The sequence below is a fragment of the Streptomyces sp. NPDC006314 genome (genome assembly GCF_040613075.1).
Classification (GTDB): Bacteria; Actinomycetota; Actinomycetes; order Streptomycetales; family Streptomycetaceae; genus Streptomyces.
Genome location: NZ_JBEXRL010000005.1, coordinates 435398 through 451721, shown reverse-complemented (window position 1 = coordinate 451721; position 16324 = coordinate 435398). Strand labels below are relative to the sequence as shown.

The following is a 16324-nucleotide window of genomic DNA, read 5'->3' as shown; positions in this document are numbered from 1 at the left end:
CTTCTGGCAGATCGGGGGGTTCAGGAGTGCGAAGGCGCGTGGAACGGCAGCCCGGCGTCGGCCACCAGGTCCAGGTCGTCGGTGTCCTCGGCGGGCAGCAGGCTGGCCGTGCCGTCGGTGACCGGGACGACGCCCAGCTCCAGCAGCTCGGCCATGGCGGCGCTGCCGGCCATGTCGCGGATCTGGAGCTGGTAGCGGGCCGTGGTGCGGTAGGTGCCGCCGTTGTCGTCTCCGGTGCGCTGCAGGAAACCCGAGTCGGTGAGGAAGGCCAGGGCCTTCGCCACGATGCCGGTGGTGGAGGCGGCCGGGCGGCGGGCGTCCTTGGTGGCGCCGGTGGCGCTGCGTCTGGCCCAGATCCGCCAGGCGGTCTCCAGGCCGGGCGCGTCGGACGCCGGGTCGGTGTTCTCGCCCTGTTCCTCGGCGCGCTCCTCCAGGCGCCGGCAGGCCTGCCGTACGAAGGCGTCGACGCCGTTGACCGTGACGCGGCCGAAGTAGGTGTCGTCGGCCAGGTCCTCCGGGCGCGGGAACGCCAGCGCGGCGACGGCGAGATGGGCCAGCCCGTGCAGGAACCGGTCGCCGGAGTCGGCGGCGGTGCGACGCGCGTAGTCGCCCATGCGGACCGCGAAGACGGAGTCCTCGGCCGCGGTCACGGCCATCCCCGCGCGCGGGGACACCTCCAGCACGACGAGCCCCAGACCGGTGGCGACGGCGTCCGCGAGTCGCGCGAAGGCCGGATCGTCGCGGTGGCGGCGCAGCAGCTCCGTGTACTCCTGGTCACGCGCGGGCTGCAGCTTGGGCTGCAGCCCGAAGGCGACGAGCCGCGCCGCGTCGGCGGCGTCGGCGGGGGTGACGGCGGCGGATGCCGACGGGGCCGGGGCCTCCGTGTCACTCCACTCGACGTGCTCGCTCACGGCTTTGACTCCTTGTCGCGTTCTTGCTCACTCATGCTGCTTCTGTCCGGTCCGCTGCCATCCCCGCCGCATCCAGCAGTGCCGTCCCCACGATCAGATCGGCCCCACCGAACTCGGGATCGTCCAGCTCGGTCCCGTCGTCCACGGCGAACAACAGTTTCTCCTCGCCCTGCCGGTAGGCGGTGCCCACGGCGGGGCTGGCCGCGTGGACGGCCAGCAGTGCCACGAGATAGGCCAGGTCGGGGTCGCCGGTCCGCCGTGCCTCGGCGAGCAGCCCGGACAGTCTCCTCGGCGCGTCCGCCGGCAGATCCAGCAGTTCCGTGGCGGCGGCCAGTTGCTCCTCGCTGAAGCGGCTGTCGTCCGGAGTCGCGATCAGATCGGGTTCGGGCATCTCCGCGCCCAGGTGCTCCCGCTCCACGGGCGGCGTCAGCAGTATGTCGACGAGATCGGCCATCCGGACCGACACCGGCGTCCGCAGCCCCGTGCCGTTCGCGAAGAACGCGTCCGTGACCCGGATCGCCTGCTCCAGCGGCAACGGCAGGACGGGGGCGACGAGATGGCCGTACAGGTCTATCCCGGACGTCGTCGCCGGCGCGGCGAAGGCCTGCCGGTCCTGTTCGGCGCGGAACAGCGGGCCTGCCTCCAGCAGACGCGACTGGAGCTGGGTGTGGCGCCGGATGCAGTCCTTGACGATGTCGACCAGTTCGGCGGCGCGGCGCTTGTGCTCGGGGTCCTCGGTCTCGTCCCTGGCCTTGCGGATGTTGGTGAGGATGGCGTTCTCGTGGCGGTAGCGCTCGGCCACGTGCTCGAGGGCCTCGGCGATCATGTCGGGCACGGCGTTGAGCCAGTCGACCGCGCGGACGTTGCGCCGGGTGGCGTCCAGGGCGCGGCGCAGGGTCTCGGAGTACTGCACCGTGCGGTAGCGGGCCTGCTCGGCGGCGAGCTGGGCGTCGGCCAGACGGCCACGCCTGATCAGCACCTCCAGCTTGACCTCGGCGGCGATCTGGGCGCTGGTGACGTCGGTGTCCAGGGCGCCGACCAGCACGTTGACCGCCTCGTCGGTGGTCCGCAGGTAGACCGTGCCGCCGGGGCCGGGGACCTCCTCGATGAGCTTGAAGTCGTAGTCGCGGCGGACGTAGGTGCCGTCCGGCGCGAAGGTGCCGTAGACGGCGCGGAAGCCGCGGTCGACGCTGCCGACGTTGATCAGGTTCTCCATGACCCAGCGGGCCACGCGCTCGTGCTCGGCGGTCGGCCGGTGAGGGGCCTGGGCGGCGATGCGCGGGACGAGCCGGGCCACGATCTGCTCGTGGTCGGCGCCGGTGTCGAAGTCCATGTTGAGTGTGACCAGGTCGATGGCGGCCAGTGCCACCTCGGCCATCCCGTACACCGAGTACTCACCGGCCAGGTTGGCCTTGCGCGCGTCGAGGTCGTGCAGCGGCGCGGTGCAGGCGAGCGCGCGCAGGCGACGCGCCAGCCCCTCGTCGGCGGCCGGGCCCGGAGCAGGGCGCGGCCCCGCGCTGAGCTGGGGCGGAACGCTGTCCGTCGATGCAGGCGAAGTCACGGTGCACAGACTAGGTCCTCGGTCTGACAACGACCCAAACGACGCAGAAGCGACGGGCGTCACAGAAGCTCAAGAGGCGCCGGGAAGAGGTTCAGGAGACACCGGTGCCATCCTCGCCGACCCGCCGGCGGTACACCTCCACGATCCGCTGCAGCGAGTCCGAGAGGTAGGTCTCCAGCAACCGTTCCGCCGCCGCCCGGTCCCCCGCCTGGAGGGCCTGCAGGATCTGCCGGTTGCGGGCGAGGTACGGCTCGTGCAGCCGGCGCGGATCGTCGGCGACGTGGAAGGCCAGCCGCAGCTCGGCGAAGACGCTGCGCATCAGCTCGTCGGTGCGCTCGCTGCCGGCGAGGGCGACCAGCTCCTGGTGGAAGTGGATATTGGCCGTACCCATCGCTTTCCAGTCGTTCTCGGCGGCCGCCGTGTCGCCCTCCGCGACCGCCGAGGCGAGCCCCTGGAGCGGGTACGGCGGCTCGCCGAGACTCCGGACCACGGCGCGCTCGACGAGCGAGCGCGTGCGGTAGATGTCCTCGACGTCCTCGACCGTCAGCACCCGGACGAACACGCCCCGGTTGAGCTCGTGGACCAGCAGGCGTTCGTGCGTGAGCAGCCGGAACGCCTCGCGCAGGGTGTTGCGCGAGACCCCGAGCGCCTGGCCGATGCCGTCCTCCGACAGCCGGGTGCCCGGCGGGAAGTACCCGTCGGCGATGCGGCTCCTCAGGATGTCCGAAACCCGCTCGGCCGTGCTCGTACGCCCCAGGAGGGCGCGGTCGTCGGCCAGTCCCGCCAGCTGCTCTGCCATGCCCGGAATTCAATCGCAGACACCAGGACGAAACAACGTGGGTATTGAAGGATCGTTGAACGATCCTCTACGGTCCTCCGCACGGCTCACTTCCCAGCACCCTCCGTCCCCTTTCTGCGAGGTGCCCATGAGCACGACCCCTCCGCCACAGTCCGTACCCCCCGGCGTACGGCCGGTCCCGGCCGAACCCACCGCCGAGGACGGGGCGTTCGGCTGGCTGCGCGCCCTCGGCCCGCGCGGCCGGCGCGCCTTCGCCGGTGCTTTCGGCGGATATGCCCTGGATTCGTACGACTACTTCACGCTGCCGCTGAGCATGGTGGCGCTCGCGGCGTACTTCGGTCTCGACAGCGGCCAGACCGGTCTGTTCACCACCGTCACGCTGGTGGTCTCCGCGATCGGCGGTGCCGTGGCGGGCGTGGTCGCGGACCGGGTGGGCCGCGTCCGGGCCCTGATGATCACGGTGATCACCTACGCGGTCTTCACCGTGGCCTGCGGCTTCGCGCCCACCTACGAGACGCTGCTGCTCTTCCGCGCGCTGCAGGGACTCGGTTTCGGCGGCGAATGGGCGGTCGGGGCGATCCTGGTGGCCGAGTACGCGAGCGCGCGGCACCGGGGGCGTACGCTCGGCGCGGTCCAGAGTTCCTGGGCGGCCGGCTGGGCGCTGGCGGCGATCATGTACACGGTGGTCTTCTCCTTCGTCGGCGACGACCTGGCCTGGCGGGTGATGTTCTGGACCGGCGCACTTCCCGCGCTGCTCGTGGTGTGGCTGCGCCGCCGGGTGCACGACGCCCCCACGGCGACGGCCGCCCGCGAACGGGACGCCGGGCGGGGCTCGTTCGCGGCGATCTTCCGTCCTGGCCGGGACGGCGCCCCGGGCCTGCTGCGCACCACGGTCTTCGCGGGCCTGCTCTCCACGGGCGTGCAGGGCGGCTACTACACCCTGGCCACGTGGGTGCCGACCTACCTGAAGTCCGAGCGCGGCCTGTCGGTCGTCGGCACCGGCGGCTATCTGACCTTCCTGATCTCCGGCGCCTTCCTCGGCTATCTGACCGGTGGCCACCTCACCGACCGGCTCGGCCGGCGGAACAACATCTGGCTGTTCGCTCTGCTTTCTGCCGTGTGCGTCCTGGCCTACGCGAACATCCCGCACGGCGCCGACACCCTGCTGCTCATGCTCGGTTTCCCACTCGGCTTCTGCATGTCGGCTATCTTCAGCGGCTTCGGCTCCTACCTGAGCGAGCTGTATCCGACGGCGGTGCGCGGCACCGGTCAGGGCTTCACGTACAACACGGGCCGCGCGGTGGGAGCGGTCTTCCCGACCGTGGTGGGTTTCCTCGCGGACAGCTGGGGCGTGGGCGGTGCGCTGGTCTTCGGGGCGATCGGCTACGGCCTCGCGGCGCTGGCCCTCCTCGGGCTTCCGGAGACGCGCGGAAAGGAACTGGCGTGACGCGTTTGCACCGTACCGAGGACCGGCCCGTCACCACGATCGACGAGCACGCGCACGCGTGGAGCCCGAAAACCGCGCGGGCCCGTTTCCGCGAGGGCCTGGCCGGCCCCACGGCCGGGGTCGCGGCGGGCCACACACAGGCCAACCTGATCGCGGTGCCCGCCGACTGGGCCTACGACATGATGCTGTTCTGCCAGCGCAATCCCAGGCCCTGCCCGGTGCTCGACGTCACGGAGGCCGGTGCCGCGACGACCGTCCTCGCCGAGGGCGCCGACCTGCGCACCGATCTGCCCCGCTACCGGGTGTGGCAGGACGGCGAGCTGGTCGAGGAACCCACCGACGTGCGCGCGTACTGGCGGGACGACCTGGTGTCGTTCCTGCTCGGGTGCAGCTTCACCTTCGAGTGGGCGCTGACCCGGGCCGGGGTCCCGATCCGGCACGTCGAGCAGGGCCGCAACGTGCCGATGTACGTGACCGGCCGCGAGTGCCGCGCCGCGGGCAGGCTGCGCGGACCCATGGTGGTGTCCATGCGCCCGGTGCCGCCCGAGCACCTCCGTGCCACGATCCGGGAGAGCAGCCTGCTGCCGGCCGTGCACGGCGGGCCCGTGCACTGCGGAGACCCCGCGGCCCTCGGCGTCGAGGACCTGGCCCGGCCCGACTTCGGCGACCCGGTCACCCTCGCCGACGGCGACATCCCGGTGTTCTGGGCCTGCGGAGTGACCCCGCAGGCGGCGGTGGCGGCCTCCAGGCCGCCGTTCGCCATCACCCACGCACCGGGTCAGATGTTCCTGACCGACGCCCGCGACGAGCAGTACCGGCTGGTCGGCATCGACTGACCGGTGACATCGAAGCACTGCACGAGAACCGGAGACACGAGAACACCATGACCGCGATCGATCTGAACGCCGACCTCGGCGAGGGCTTCGGCCGCTGGCGGCTCACCGACGACGAACAACTGCTCTCCGTCGTCACCAGCGCCAACGTGGCCTGCGGGTTCCACGCCGGGGACGCGGCCACGATGCGCCGGGTGTGCGAACTGGCGGCCGAGCGCGGGGTGACGATCGGCGCGCAGGTGTCCTATCGGGACCTGGCCGGGTTCGGACGGCGCGCGATGGACGTGCCGCCTGCCGAGCTGACGGCCGAGGTGGCGTACCAGATCGGCGCCCTGGAGGTCTTCGCGCGGGCCGCCGGGGCGCGCGTGGCGTACGTCAAGCCGCACGGCGCGCTCTACAACCGGGTCGTGCAGGACGAGGAGCAGGCCGGCGCGGTGGTCGACGGCGTGCTCCTCGCGGACGCCTCGCTGCCGGTGCTGGGCCTGCCCGGCTCGCGTCTGCTGGAGCTGGCCGCGAAGGCGGGGCTGCCGGCCGTCACGGAGGCGTTCGCGGACCGCGCGTACACCGACGAGGGCACGCTGGTGCCCCGCGGCCGCGACGGTGCCGTGGTGACCGACCCGGAGTCCGTCGTGGAGCGCTCGGTGAGCCTCGCGCGCTCCGGCGAGGTCACCGCGCACTCCGGGGCGTCCATTCAGGTGCGTGCCCGCTCGCTGTGCCTGCACGGCGACACACCCGGCGCGGTGGACCTGGCCCGCCGGGTGCGCGAGCGGCTGGTGGCGGCGGGGGTCCGGGTGGAGGCCTTCGCGTGAGGGCGCTTCCCGTGGGCGACGACGCGCTGCTCGTCGAGGTGTCCTCCGGCGAGGAGGCGCAGGCCCTGCACGCGGCGCTGCTGCGGCGCCGGGCGGAGGGCTCGCTGTCGGTCCGCGAGATCGTCCCCGCGGCACGGACGGTCCTGCTCGACGGCCTGGACGACCCGGCTCGTTGGATTTCCGAACTGACCTCCTCGGGTGCGCCGCCGTCGCCTTCGCGCGCGCCTGAGCTGATCGAACTGCCCGTGCGCTACGACGGCCCGGACCTCGCGGAGGTCGCCGCGCACTGGAAAGTGCCCGAGCACGACGTGGCCCGCGTCCACGCGGGCACCGAATTCACGGTGGCCTTCTGCGGGTTCGCCCCCGGCTTCGGCTACCTCACCGGGCTGCCGGCCCGCTACGACGTCCCCCGCCGGGCCACCCCGCGCACGGCGGTCCCGGCCGGTGCGGTGGCCCTGGCCGGCCCCTACACGGGCGTGTACCCGCGTTCCTCGCCGGGCGGCTGGCAGTTGATCGGCACGACCGACGCGGTGCTGTGGGACCACGCACGGGTACCGGCCGCCCTGCTGTCACCGGGGGCACGCGTGCGGTTCGTCCCGGTGGAGGGCGCATGAGCGGGCCACACATGAGCGGGGCCCGGATCACCTGCCACACGCGCGTGGACGCCGTACCTGGGGAGGGCGCGTGACCGACCGTGCGCTCGTCGTCGTGCGCTCCGGGGCGCTGACCACCGTGCAGGACCGCGGCCGGCCGGGGTACGCGCATCTCGGGGTGCCCCGCTCGGGGGCGCTCGACCCGCCCGCGGCGGCGCTCGTCAACCGGCTCGTCGGCAACCCTCCGGACGCCGCCGTCCTGGAGACGACCCTCAACGGTTGTGCGGTGCGTCCCCGCTCCACGGTGTGGGTGGCGGTAGGCGGTGCGCCCTGTCCGGTCGCGGTGGGCGGCCGGCCGGCCGCTTGGGGTGCCCCCGTCGTGGTGCCGGCCGGCGAGCTGCTGGAGGTGGGGGCGGCCACGGCCGGCGTGCGCAGTTACCTCGCCGTCTCCGGCGGCATCGCCGTGGAGCCGGTCCTCGGCAGCCGTGCCACGGACCTGCTGTCCGGTCTGGGTCCGGCACCACTCGCCGACGGCACGGTGCTGCCGCTCGGCGCCCCGGCCGGTCCGCCCGCGCGCGTGGACGGCGTCCCGCAGCCGCGCCCGCCGTCCGACCTGGTGCTCCGGGTGACCCTGGGGCCGCGCGCCGACTGGTTCACGGCCGGGGCGGTCCGGGATCTCACCACGCGCGCGTACCGGGTCTCCTCGGCCGGCAACCGCATCGGGCTGCGTACCGAGGGGCCCGCGCTGGAGCGGGCCCGGCCCGGTGAGCTGCCCAGTGAGGGCATGGTCCGCGGAGCGATCCAGGTCCCACCGGACGGGCGCCCGGTGGTCTTCCTGGCAGACCATCCGACCACCGGGGGCTATCCGGTGATCGCGGTGGTCCGCGCCGCCGACCTCAGCGCGGCCGCGCAGGCGGTGCCGGGGACCCCGGTCCGGTTCGTGCCGGTAGGGCGTCGCTGAATCTCGTCGCCTTCGAAGGCGCCCCCGGCTGGCGGCGAGGGCCGCTGAGACCGCCGTCGACGCGCGCAGGTCGAGGCGGGCCGGTGCCCCGGCGTGGTGTAGACGGCTCTCAGCCACGCCTCCGCACGCTGCGGTGGGAGTCCGTACGGCGCAGCACCCTGGGCGTCGTGGGCCGACAGGAGCGCCTCCGCGGCCGAAGCACTCAACACGCGCGCGTGCCGCTCCGCCCATCGCGTTCACCGCGCTGGGCGTGGGCGCGTCAACTTCGGTCTTTCCGTGCGGTCCCACGGGCGTTGAGCCGCACACCCCCCGCGGGTCGGACGGCCGTCAGGGCCGCCTGACCCGCGGGTCACCCCGTGTCCATACGGCGGGGGGCGTCCGCCGGGGCCTGGTGCGGTCAAGAGGTCAGCCGGCGGCGGTGTCCGGTCCGAAGCGGCTGCGTACCGCCGTCTGCACCTCGGCCTCCTCGGCCGGGTCGGCGGCTAGGCGGCGGAGTCGTTCCACGACCCGGGCGTCACCGGTCTCGGCGTGCCGGGCGGCGAGTTCGCGGGTGGTCTCCTCGCAGTCCCAGAGGCATTCGACGGCGAAGCCGGTGGCGAAGGAGGGGTCGGTGGCGGCCAGGGCACGGGCGGCGCGGCCACGGAGGTGGGAGGAGGCCGTCTCACGGTAGACGTGACGCAGCACGGGGGCCGCGCAGGCGATACCGAGGCGTCCGGCACCGTCGACGAGGGTCCACAGGGTGGGTGCGTCGGGGCCCTCGCCGCGTACGGCCTCACGCAGGGCACCGAGGACGAGGTCGCTGTCCTGTGTGCCGCCGCGGCAGGCGAGCATGCGTCCGGCGGCGGCGCCGAGCGCGTCGGGGCGCTGGGCCCAGCCACGCGCGCGGTCGACGGCGGCGACGCTGCGCATCCGTTCGAAGGCGTCGACGGCCGCCTCCACGACGGGCGCCGTTCCATCGATGACGGCGGCCTCGATCAGGGCGAGGGCGCCGGGATCGTCACCGTCGGCGAGGTAGCGCAGTGCCGTGCAGCGGGCTCCGTCCGTGCCGTTCCTGGCGGCCTGGAGGATCTCGGGCCGGTCGTCGGGGCCGGCCACGGCGGCCAGGCAGCGGGCGGCGGGGACATGGAGGGCGGCGCCGCGCTCCATGCCCTGCTGGGCCCACTCGAACACGGCACGCACACTCCAGCCGGGTCGCGGACCGGTGGGCCGCATCTGCCGCTGCCAGCGGTCGAAGCAGCCGGTCTCATGGGCGGCACGCACACGCGTGGCGATCGATTCCCGCGGATCCTCGGCCCACAGCCGCCAGGGCCGCGGTTCGAAGGCGTCGCGTACGGCGGCGGCCAGCTCGGCCTCGCCCTCGGGATCGGCGGGGAAACGGGCCAGGACGGGGGCGGCGAGGGCGCGCAGCCCCGCGTCGTCGTCCCGCAGGGCCAGCTCGTCCAGGGCCCAGGCCCAGTTGGCGCCGTGGGCGGCGTACCTGCGCAACAGTGCGAGCGCGTCGCGCCTGCCGTAGGAGGCGAGGTGTCCGAGGACGGCCAGGGCGAGGCCGGTCCGGGACTCGTCGGTGTCGAGGACGTCCTGGGGGTCGAAGAGGTGCGCCTCGACGGCGTCCAGCTCGCCGTTCAGGTCGAGGTAGAGCCGGGCGTAGTAGAGGGAGCGGTTCTCCACCTGCCAGTCGTGGCGGGGGTCGCGCAGCACGCAGTGGTTCAGGGCCGCGAGCGCTTCGGCGCGCGGGGCGGTGAGCGCGTGCAGCGTGCCGTCGCCACGGCCGCGCTGGAGCAGCCCGAGCAGCGTACCGCTGGGCGCTATGACCGGATCGAACATGGGAAACAGCCTCACATCAAGCGTCGACGCAACCGGGGAACACGCATTACCTGGCCGCGTGACACAACGTCGGAGCGCCCGCCGTCTCTTGCTTGCTGTAGACCATCTCTCTCTGCCTCTCGTCGGTGGCCCATGCGGACCGCATCACGGCCCGCGCGGTGCGGCATCACCTGCCCAGCCATCGCGTCCGTGAATCACGACGTCATGATGACCCGCGGTGTGTGCTGCCGCGACCGTATTTCCGGCGGCCCTTTACCGCCTCCCCCGTTTTCCGTGTCGTACCTGGTCAGGACGTTCGTATCACTTGACGCCGAACAGTTCCAGGAGTTCCGTCCTGCCGAACATCCGGGCCGTGTCGACGGCCGACGGCGTCCCCGCGGAGGGATCCGCTCCGCCCTCCAGGAGGGCCTTGATCACTTCGGTCTCGCCCTTGAAGACGGCCCCCGCGAGGGGTGTCTGGCCACGGTCGTTGATCCGGTTCGCCTCCGCGCCGCGAGCCAGCAGCGCGCGCACCGCGCCGGCGTGGCCGTGGTAGGCGGCGAGCATCACCAGGGAGTCACCTCGGTCATTGGTGAGGTTGGCCGGAACGCCCGCGTCGACGTACGCCACGAGCGCCTCGGTCTCACCCTGGCGGGCCAGATCGAAGATCTTGGTCGCCAGCTCCACGACCTCGGGGTCGGGGGCTTCACTCATCGGCCGAACCGCCTCTGCTTGGAACTCGGGTGCCGTCAGGGAACGTACGGCCGTGAGCGGAACGCGGCCGTACGAGTGAATCGCCAGCGTACTGGCTCGCGCGGCACATGACCCGATGTGCCCGAGGTAAAGATCGGCAGCGGGCGCCGCCAGAGGCGAGAGGCCTGCTCAAACGGGGCGGAACAGCTCCGCCGAGCGGGCGAAATCAACCGTTTTTCACCCAGTTGCACCTTTAATCGTATGGATACATCCTGTGATCCTGGAAGAACTCATGGTGACTGTCCCCTCTCGACACCAGGAGATCCGAAATGATCCTCTCTCTGTCAGGCGTCCTGCTGCTCGGCATCATCGTCTTCCTCTTCTTCCGGAAGGACGGCCTCAAGGGCTCACACGCATGCACCTCGGCGCTGTTCGGCTTCTACCTCGCCAGCACGGGCATCGCCCCCAGCATCAAGGCCGGCGGCGAGAGCCTGGCGAGCCTCCTCGGCGGCATCAAGTTCTGACCCCGCCAGTCCCCCCCGTACGCACCCACAGGAGACAGCAGTGGCCCGGCGCCCTCTCCCCCGCATCCTGAGCAAAGACAGCGCCCAGATCGCCCGGATGCAGCTCGCCCGGAGCCGGGAGCTGGCCCGGACGGCGGCCGACAACGCCACCGACGTCCTCCACCCGCTGATCACCGTCTCGCGCGGGCTGTGCCGGCTGGCCTCGGTCGGGCGGCGCACGTGGGCGGACACGCCCAAGGACAAACGCGGGCCGCTGCTGTTCCTGGTGGCCTCCGTGGTCCTGGTCGTGGCGCTGGTGCCGTACGGGCCGCTGCTCGCCGTCATCACGGTGATGGCGGCGGCGGCCTGGCAGGGCCGCGAGCGCACCCCGTCGGCGCCCGACGGGCCCGACGAGTCCCAGATCGAACGGCTCCAGGCGCTGTACGAGGCCCTGGTGCCGTACTTCTCCAGCCCCGAGGACCCGGCGCCGCTGTACGCGCACGGCGGGGAGTGGCAGAAGGCCTTCACCGCGCACGAGTTCGACGACGACGGGCGCGTCGGTCACCTCGTGATCCGCTACCCCGCCTACTTCCCGGACGGCGAGTCCGAGGCCCGCGCGCGGCTCGAGCAACTGCTCACCGCGAAAGCCGGCCGCGGCCGGGAGTACCACTTCGCCTGGGACGAGGTGGGCAACCAGCTCACCGTCACCGCCCTCGCCCCGCTGCCCACCGACATCGCCGCGCAGCGCTTCGTCACCGCACCCGGCGAGACCGTCCTCGGTTTCACCGACCCGGGTGAGGTCCAGCGCACGCTTCCCCTCTCCTACGGAGAGGAACAGGTCGACGTCCCGCCGGTGGTCTGGCGCACCGGCATCCGCTCCACCGAGCCGCATCTGCTGGCCATGGGCCATCCCGGCAGCGGCACCTCGACGCTGCTGCGTTCCCTCGCACTCCAGGCCCTGAGGTACGGCGACGTCCTCATCGTCGACGGCGGCGGCACCGGCGAGTACGCGTGCCTGACCGGCCGGGACGGTGTGCTGGCCGTGGAGTGCCACCTCCCCGGGGCGCTGGCCAGCCTGGAGTGGGCCGCGCAGGAGACCGAACGGCGGCTCATCGCGATCAACCTGGCCCGGCAGGCGGGCGACCCGCCGCCGGAGGACACCCGGCGTCCGCTGTGGATCCTGCTGGACCGCCCGGGCGTCTTCGCCCATCTCGCGGTGACGGACGGCCGCAAGGACCCGCAGGCGCTGCTCCAGGTGCCGTTGCGGCACGGCCGCGCGGCGAACGTGACCGTGGTGGTGGCCGAGCAGTTCGACAGCGCGGAGGCGCTCAGCGACGCGGTTCGGCAGCACACGCGCGCGCGTGTCGTGCTCGGGGCTGCGGCGGCTCGACAGGTGGAGGCGGTGCTCGGGGTGCCGCCGCACACGACACCGCTTGCCCAAGTGCCGCCGGGGCGGGGGTATGCCCGGCTGGGGTCGGGTCCGGTGCACCGGCTGCAGGTGCCGCGTACACCCGATCCGTACGACGACGCGACGAGCGATGCCGACCGGCAGGCGGTGCTGGCGCTGCTGCCGCCGCGGACCACTCCCGCGGACGCGGAGCCGCCGGCGCCGACGGACCTGACGAAGCCGGCGACTGGGGTGGCACCGGTGGCTGCGGAGGCCGTGGCCGCCGAGAGCTAGTCAGGCACCCTGTGCTGCGGCCGGGCGGGGCGGGTGCCGCTTGCCCGCGCCCCGGCGGGGTGCCGCCTTGCTTGCACGACGGCTCCCCGCGCGGTTACGGCGCATGATGCCGACGGCGCTGCAGCCCCCAGAGGCGCGGGAAAGCGCGCGAGCAGCCACAAGCGCACCCGAACCCGGAAACGCGCCGAAGCACCCGCCGCCGAACCCGCCTAAGCCACAAACGTCCGCGGCGCTTCCGTCGCCCCCGTCGCACCCGTCTCCACCAACCGAGCCGCGGCGGCAAGCCGGGCCGCCGCCTCCTCCGCCACCGCTCCCCCGACCGTGAACGGAAGGCGGACGTAGCCCTCGAAGGCGCCGTCGACGCCGAAGCGGGGGCCGGAAGGGACGCGGACGCCGACCCGCTCGCCCGCTTCCGCGAGGCGGGAACCGGAGAGGCCGCCGGCGCGGACCCAGAGGGTCAGGCCGCCCTGCGGAACCTCGAACTCCCAGTCGGGCAGCTCCCGGCGGATCGCGGCCACCAGGGCGTCACGGTTCTCCCGCGCCTGTTCGCGGCGCAGGTCGACGGCCTGCTCCCAGCCGCCGGTGCTGAAGAGCCAGTTGACGGCGAGCTGCTCCAGGACAGGGGTGCCCAGGTCGGCGTACGCGCGCGCGGCGACCAGGCTGCGGATGACGTCCGGCGCCGCGCGCACCCAGCCGATCCGCATGCCCGCCCAGAACGCCTTGCTGGCCGAGCCGACCGTGATCACCGTGGAGCCCGCCGGATCGAACCCGCACACCGGCCGGGGCATGCCGCCTTCCCTGAAGCCCTCGTCGAGCCACAGCTCGCTCATCGTCTCGTCGGCCACGAGGACCGTGCCGGCCGAGCGGGCCGCGTCCACCAGCCGGCGTCGCTGGTCCTCGCCGGCGAGCGCGCCGGTGGGGTTGTGGAAGTCGGCGACGACATAGGCGATGCGGGGTGCGGCCTCACGCAGGACCTGGCGCCAGCGGTCCATGTCCCAGCCCGAGAGTCCTTCGGCCATCGCGACGGGGACGAGCCGGGCGCCCGCCACCCGCATCAGCTGCAGGATGTTGGCGTAGGACGGGGACTCCACGGCGATGCGCTCGCCCCGTCCCGCGAAGAGGTGGCAGATCGCGTCGATGGCGCCCATCGCGCCGGTCGTCACCATGATCTGCTCCGGCATCGTGGGAATCCCGCGCGCCGTGTAGCGCTCGGCGATCATCGAGCGCAGGGCGGGCAGGCCGGCCGGGTAGTCGCCGTGCGTGTGGGCGTACGGAGCCAGCTCTTCCAGGGCGCCCTGTACGGCGCGGGTGAGCCACGGCTCGGGGGCGGGGAGCGAGGCGCAACCCAGGTCGATCACGGAGCCCAGGGCCTCGGGGGGCAGCGGTTCCAGCCCGCGGGCGGGCAGCGGGTTGCCCGCGGGTACGGCGGTCCAGCTGCCCGCTCCGCGCCGGGACTCCAGGAAGCCCTCGCTGCGCAGCGCCTCGTAGGCGGCCGCGACCGTGGTGCGGCTCACGGAGAGGGACAGGGCGAGTTCCCGCTCGGCGGGGAGGCGGGCGGCCACCGGAACGCGGCCCTCGAGCACCAGCAGCCGGATGCCGTCGGCGAGGGCGCGGTAAGCGGGCGGACGGCGGGTGCCGGGGCCCGCGGGCCGTTCCTGCTGGGAGGTGAGGAGCCGGGCGAGCTGCGCGGCTCCCACTGCCGAGGTCCACTGCGCCATGAAGATCAGTCCACCTTCCCCGAATTGGCCATGGATGGCGATTCATCCCAAGCCACAGAGTGTCATGCGTCAGGCCACCGCCACCACCCAGGGGGGTATGTCGTGTCCACTCGGGTCCGTCTCGGACGACGATTGATCCAGCTGTACGCCGGACTCGCGCTGTACGGCGCGAGTTCCGCGCTGCTCGTGGAGGCGGGCCTGGGCCTGGAGCCATGGAACGTGCTGCACCAGGGGCTCGCGGAACTCACCGGGCTGACCATCGGCGTGGTGTCGATCGTCGTGGGGGCGGCGGTGCTGCTCCTGTGGATCCCGCTGCGCCAGCGCCCCGGCCTCGGCACCGTCTCCAACGTCTTCGTCGTCGGTCTCGCCATGGACGGCACGCTCGCACTCGTCCCGGACGTCCACTCCCTCGCCGTACGGATCCCGCTCCTGCTCGCGGGGATCGTGCTGAACGGCGCGGCGACCGGCCTGTACATCGCCGCGAGCTTCGGGCCGGGTCCGCGCGACGGGCTGATGACGGGCCTGCACCGGCGCACCGGCCGCTCGATCCGCCTGATGCGGACGGTCGTCGAGGTGGCGGTGGTGGTCACCGGGTTCCTGCTCGGCGGCACCATCGGGGTGGGCACCGTGCTGTACGCCGTGTCCATCGGTCCGCTGGCCCAGCTGTTCCTGCGGGTGTGCGCCGTCCCGGCGGCACCGGGCGGCAGCACGGTCGTTGCCGCCGCGGCCCCGGGGCGGGCGATACTGCGTCGGTGACGCTCACGACACCGCCGGTGCGCCATCCGTACCTCGACCACCCGGGCCCCCTCGCCTTCGCCCACCGGGGCGGGGCCGCCGAGGGGCTGGAGAACACCGTGGCGCAGTTCCGGCGCGCGGCCGAGCTGGGCTACCGGTACATCGAGACCGACGTGCACGCCACGGTGGACGGCCGTCTCGTCGCCTTCCACGACGCGACCCTGGACCGGGTCACCGACGGCGCGGGCCGGATCGCCGACCTGCCGTGGCAGGACGTACGGCACGCGCGCGTGGGCGGCCGCGAACCGGTGCCGCTGTTCGAGGAGTTGCTGGAGACCTTCCCCGAGGTCCGCTGGAACGTCGACGTCAAGGCGGAGCCCGCCCTGCGCCCCCTGCTCGAGCTGATCGCCCGCACGAATGCCTGGGACCGGGTCTGCGCGGGCTCCTTCTCCGAGGCGCGCGTGCTGCGGGCCCAGCGACTGGCAGGACCGCGCCTGGCCACCTCCTTCGGCACGCGCGGGGTGCTCAACCTGCGGCTGCGCTCCTGGGGGCTGCCCGCCGCGGTGCGCCGGTCGGCCGTCGCGGCGCAGGTGCCCGAGGCCCGGTCGGGAGTCCCGGTGGTCGACCACCGCTTCGTCCGTGCCGCCCACGCGCGTGGGCTGCAGGTGCACGTGTGGACGATCAACGAACCGGAGCGGATGCACCGGCTTCTGGACCTGGGGGTTGACGGCATCATGACCGATCACATCGACACCTTGCGCAAGGTCATGGAGGACCGCGGCGTCTGGGCCTGACCACCCGGGCAGCGGACGATGCTCCTACGGCTGGGCGCGCTCCGCCCACTCGACGTGCGTCCTCACGGCGTTCCTCTCGGTCCATGGCTCCGTGCGGCTGGGACTGGGCAGTCGACGCCCATCGTCGCCGTGCTGCGGGTGGAGGTGCCGGCCGTGGCCGGGACGCCGGCGATGGGGCGGCCGGCCCGGGGTACGGCGCCAAACGGACGATCCTGGGCTCGCCGGCGGCCTGGGCGGAGCCGCTGGCGGCCGGGTAGCCCGCCAAGGCGCCCGATGTGGCTCTCCCTGCCGGCCTGGGGGATCGACTGGTCATCGGTGGCAGCCAGGCGCTGTCCACCTCACTGTTGTCCCACCCGGTGCCGGGGAAGGGCCTCCCTGCCGGCCGGGGTGACCCGTGCGGCGTGCGATGCGCGAAACGGGCAACCCGGTTCCGGGAAAGATCCAGCACCGATTTAGCGTTCAACACGAAAGGGCGGTAGTGTA

General features: G+C 73.2%; 15 protein-coding genes. 9 read left to right on the top strand and 6 right to left on the bottom strand.

All coding sequences use genetic code 11. The features are described from left to right. Window positions 1-20 precede the first annotated feature (20 nt). The 3 genes from ABZ079_RS12510 to ABZ079_RS12500 form a co-directional block, all read right to left on the bottom strand. On the bottom strand, window positions 21-911 hold the full coding sequence (locus tag ABZ079_RS12510) for a hypothetical protein (protein WP_356939371.1): 891 nt from the start codon (window positions 909-911) through the stop codon (window positions 21-23). A 31-nt stretch (window positions 912-942) separates the two neighbouring features. Then, complete coding sequence (locus ABZ079_RS12505; RefSeq protein ID WP_356939370.1) at window positions 943-2472, bottom strand: hypothetical protein; 1530 nt, start codon at window positions 2470-2472, stop codon at window positions 943-945. Window positions 2473-2563: 91 nt separating this feature from the next. After that, on the bottom strand, window positions 2564-3271 hold the full coding sequence (locus tag ABZ079_RS12500) for a GntR family transcriptional regulator (protein WP_356939369.1): 708 nt from the start codon (window positions 3269-3271) through the stop codon (window positions 2564-2566). Window positions 3272-3398: 127 nt separating this feature from the next. Here ABZ079_RS12500 and ABZ079_RS12495 point away from each other — a divergent pair, with 127 nt between their 5' ends. From ABZ079_RS12495 to ABZ079_RS12475, 5 genes are all read left to right on the top strand, one after another. Further along, the gene (locus ABZ079_RS12495) at window positions 3399-4718 is read left to right on the top strand and encodes an MFS transporter (RefSeq protein WP_356939368.1); all 1320 of its coding nucleotides are present in this window, start codon (window positions 3399-3401) and stop codon (window positions 4716-4718) included. A 5-nt stretch (window positions 4719-4723) separates the two neighbouring features. Beyond that, entirely contained in the window at window positions 4724-5554 is an 831-nt protein-coding gene (locus tag ABZ079_RS12490) for a putative hydro-lyase (protein ID WP_356939417.1), read from the top strand. A gap of 47 nt (window positions 5555-5601) precedes the next feature. Then, window positions 5602-6360: a 5-oxoprolinase subunit PxpA gene (locus tag ABZ079_RS12485; RefSeq protein WP_356939367.1), complete on the top strand. Its 759-nt coding sequence runs from the start codon at window positions 5602-5604 to the stop codon at window positions 6358-6360. Beyond that, a complete protein-coding gene (locus tag ABZ079_RS12480; RefSeq protein WP_356939366.1) occupies window positions 6357-6974 on the top strand; it encodes an allophanate hydrolase subunit 1 in 618 nt (205 codons plus the stop codon). Before ABZ079_RS12485 ends, ABZ079_RS12480 begins: the two co-directional genes overlap by 4 nt. A gap of 70 nt (window positions 6975-7044) precedes the next feature. Next, window positions 7045-7914, top strand: a complete 870-nt coding sequence (locus ABZ079_RS12475) for a biotin-dependent carboxyltransferase family protein (protein ID WP_356939365.1) — start codon at window positions 7045-7047, stop codon at window positions 7912-7914. 405 nt (window positions 7915-8319) lie between these two features. On the opposite strand, the gene ABZ079_RS12470 is transcribed toward ABZ079_RS12475, so the two are convergent. Beyond that, window positions 8320-9738 (bottom strand): HEAT repeat domain-containing protein, encoded by a 1419-nt coding sequence (locus ABZ079_RS12470; RefSeq protein WP_356939364.1) that lies wholly within the window; start codon window positions 9736-9738, stop codon window positions 8320-8322. 300 nt (window positions 9739-10038) lie between these two features. Then, window positions 10039-10431 carry an ankyrin repeat domain-containing protein gene (locus tag ABZ079_RS12465; protein WP_356939363.1) on the bottom strand — a complete coding sequence of 131 codons (393 nt, stop codon included), beginning with the start codon at window positions 10429-10431 and terminating at the stop codon, window positions 10039-10041. 308 nt (window positions 10432-10739) lie between these two features. Here ABZ079_RS12465 and ABZ079_RS12460 point away from each other — a divergent pair, with 308 nt between their 5' ends. Next, complete coding sequence (locus ABZ079_RS12460) at window positions 10740-10934, top strand: hypothetical protein (protein WP_258781179.1); 195 nt, start codon at window positions 10740-10742, stop codon at window positions 10932-10934. 40 nt (window positions 10935-10974) lie between these two features. Then, entirely contained in the window at window positions 10975-12594 is a 1620-nt protein-coding gene (locus tag ABZ079_RS12455) for an ABC transporter ATP-binding protein (RefSeq protein ID WP_356939362.1), read from the top strand. Between the two features lie 209 nt (window positions 12595-12803). Here the strand turns inward: ABZ079_RS12455 and ABZ079_RS12450 are convergent, their stop codons facing one another. Continuing rightward, window positions 12804-14312, bottom strand: coding sequence for a PLP-dependent aminotransferase family protein (locus tag ABZ079_RS12450; RefSeq protein ID WP_356939361.1), 1509 nt, complete (start codon window positions 14310-14312; stop codon window positions 12804-12806). A gap of 102 nt (window positions 14313-14414) precedes the next feature. On the opposite strand from ABZ079_RS12450, the gene ABZ079_RS12445 reads away from it, so the two are divergent. Continuing rightward, a complete protein-coding gene (locus ABZ079_RS12445; protein ID WP_356939360.1) occupies window positions 14415-15068 on the top strand; it encodes a hypothetical protein in 654 nt (217 codons plus the stop codon). Then, window positions 15065-15841, top strand: a complete 777-nt coding sequence (locus tag ABZ079_RS12440; RefSeq protein WP_356939359.1) for a glycerophosphodiester phosphodiesterase — start codon at window positions 15065-15067, stop codon at window positions 15839-15841. The genes ABZ079_RS12445 and ABZ079_RS12440 overlap by 4 nt, the downstream gene beginning before the upstream one ends. Window positions 15842-16324: the final 483 nt, after the last annotated feature.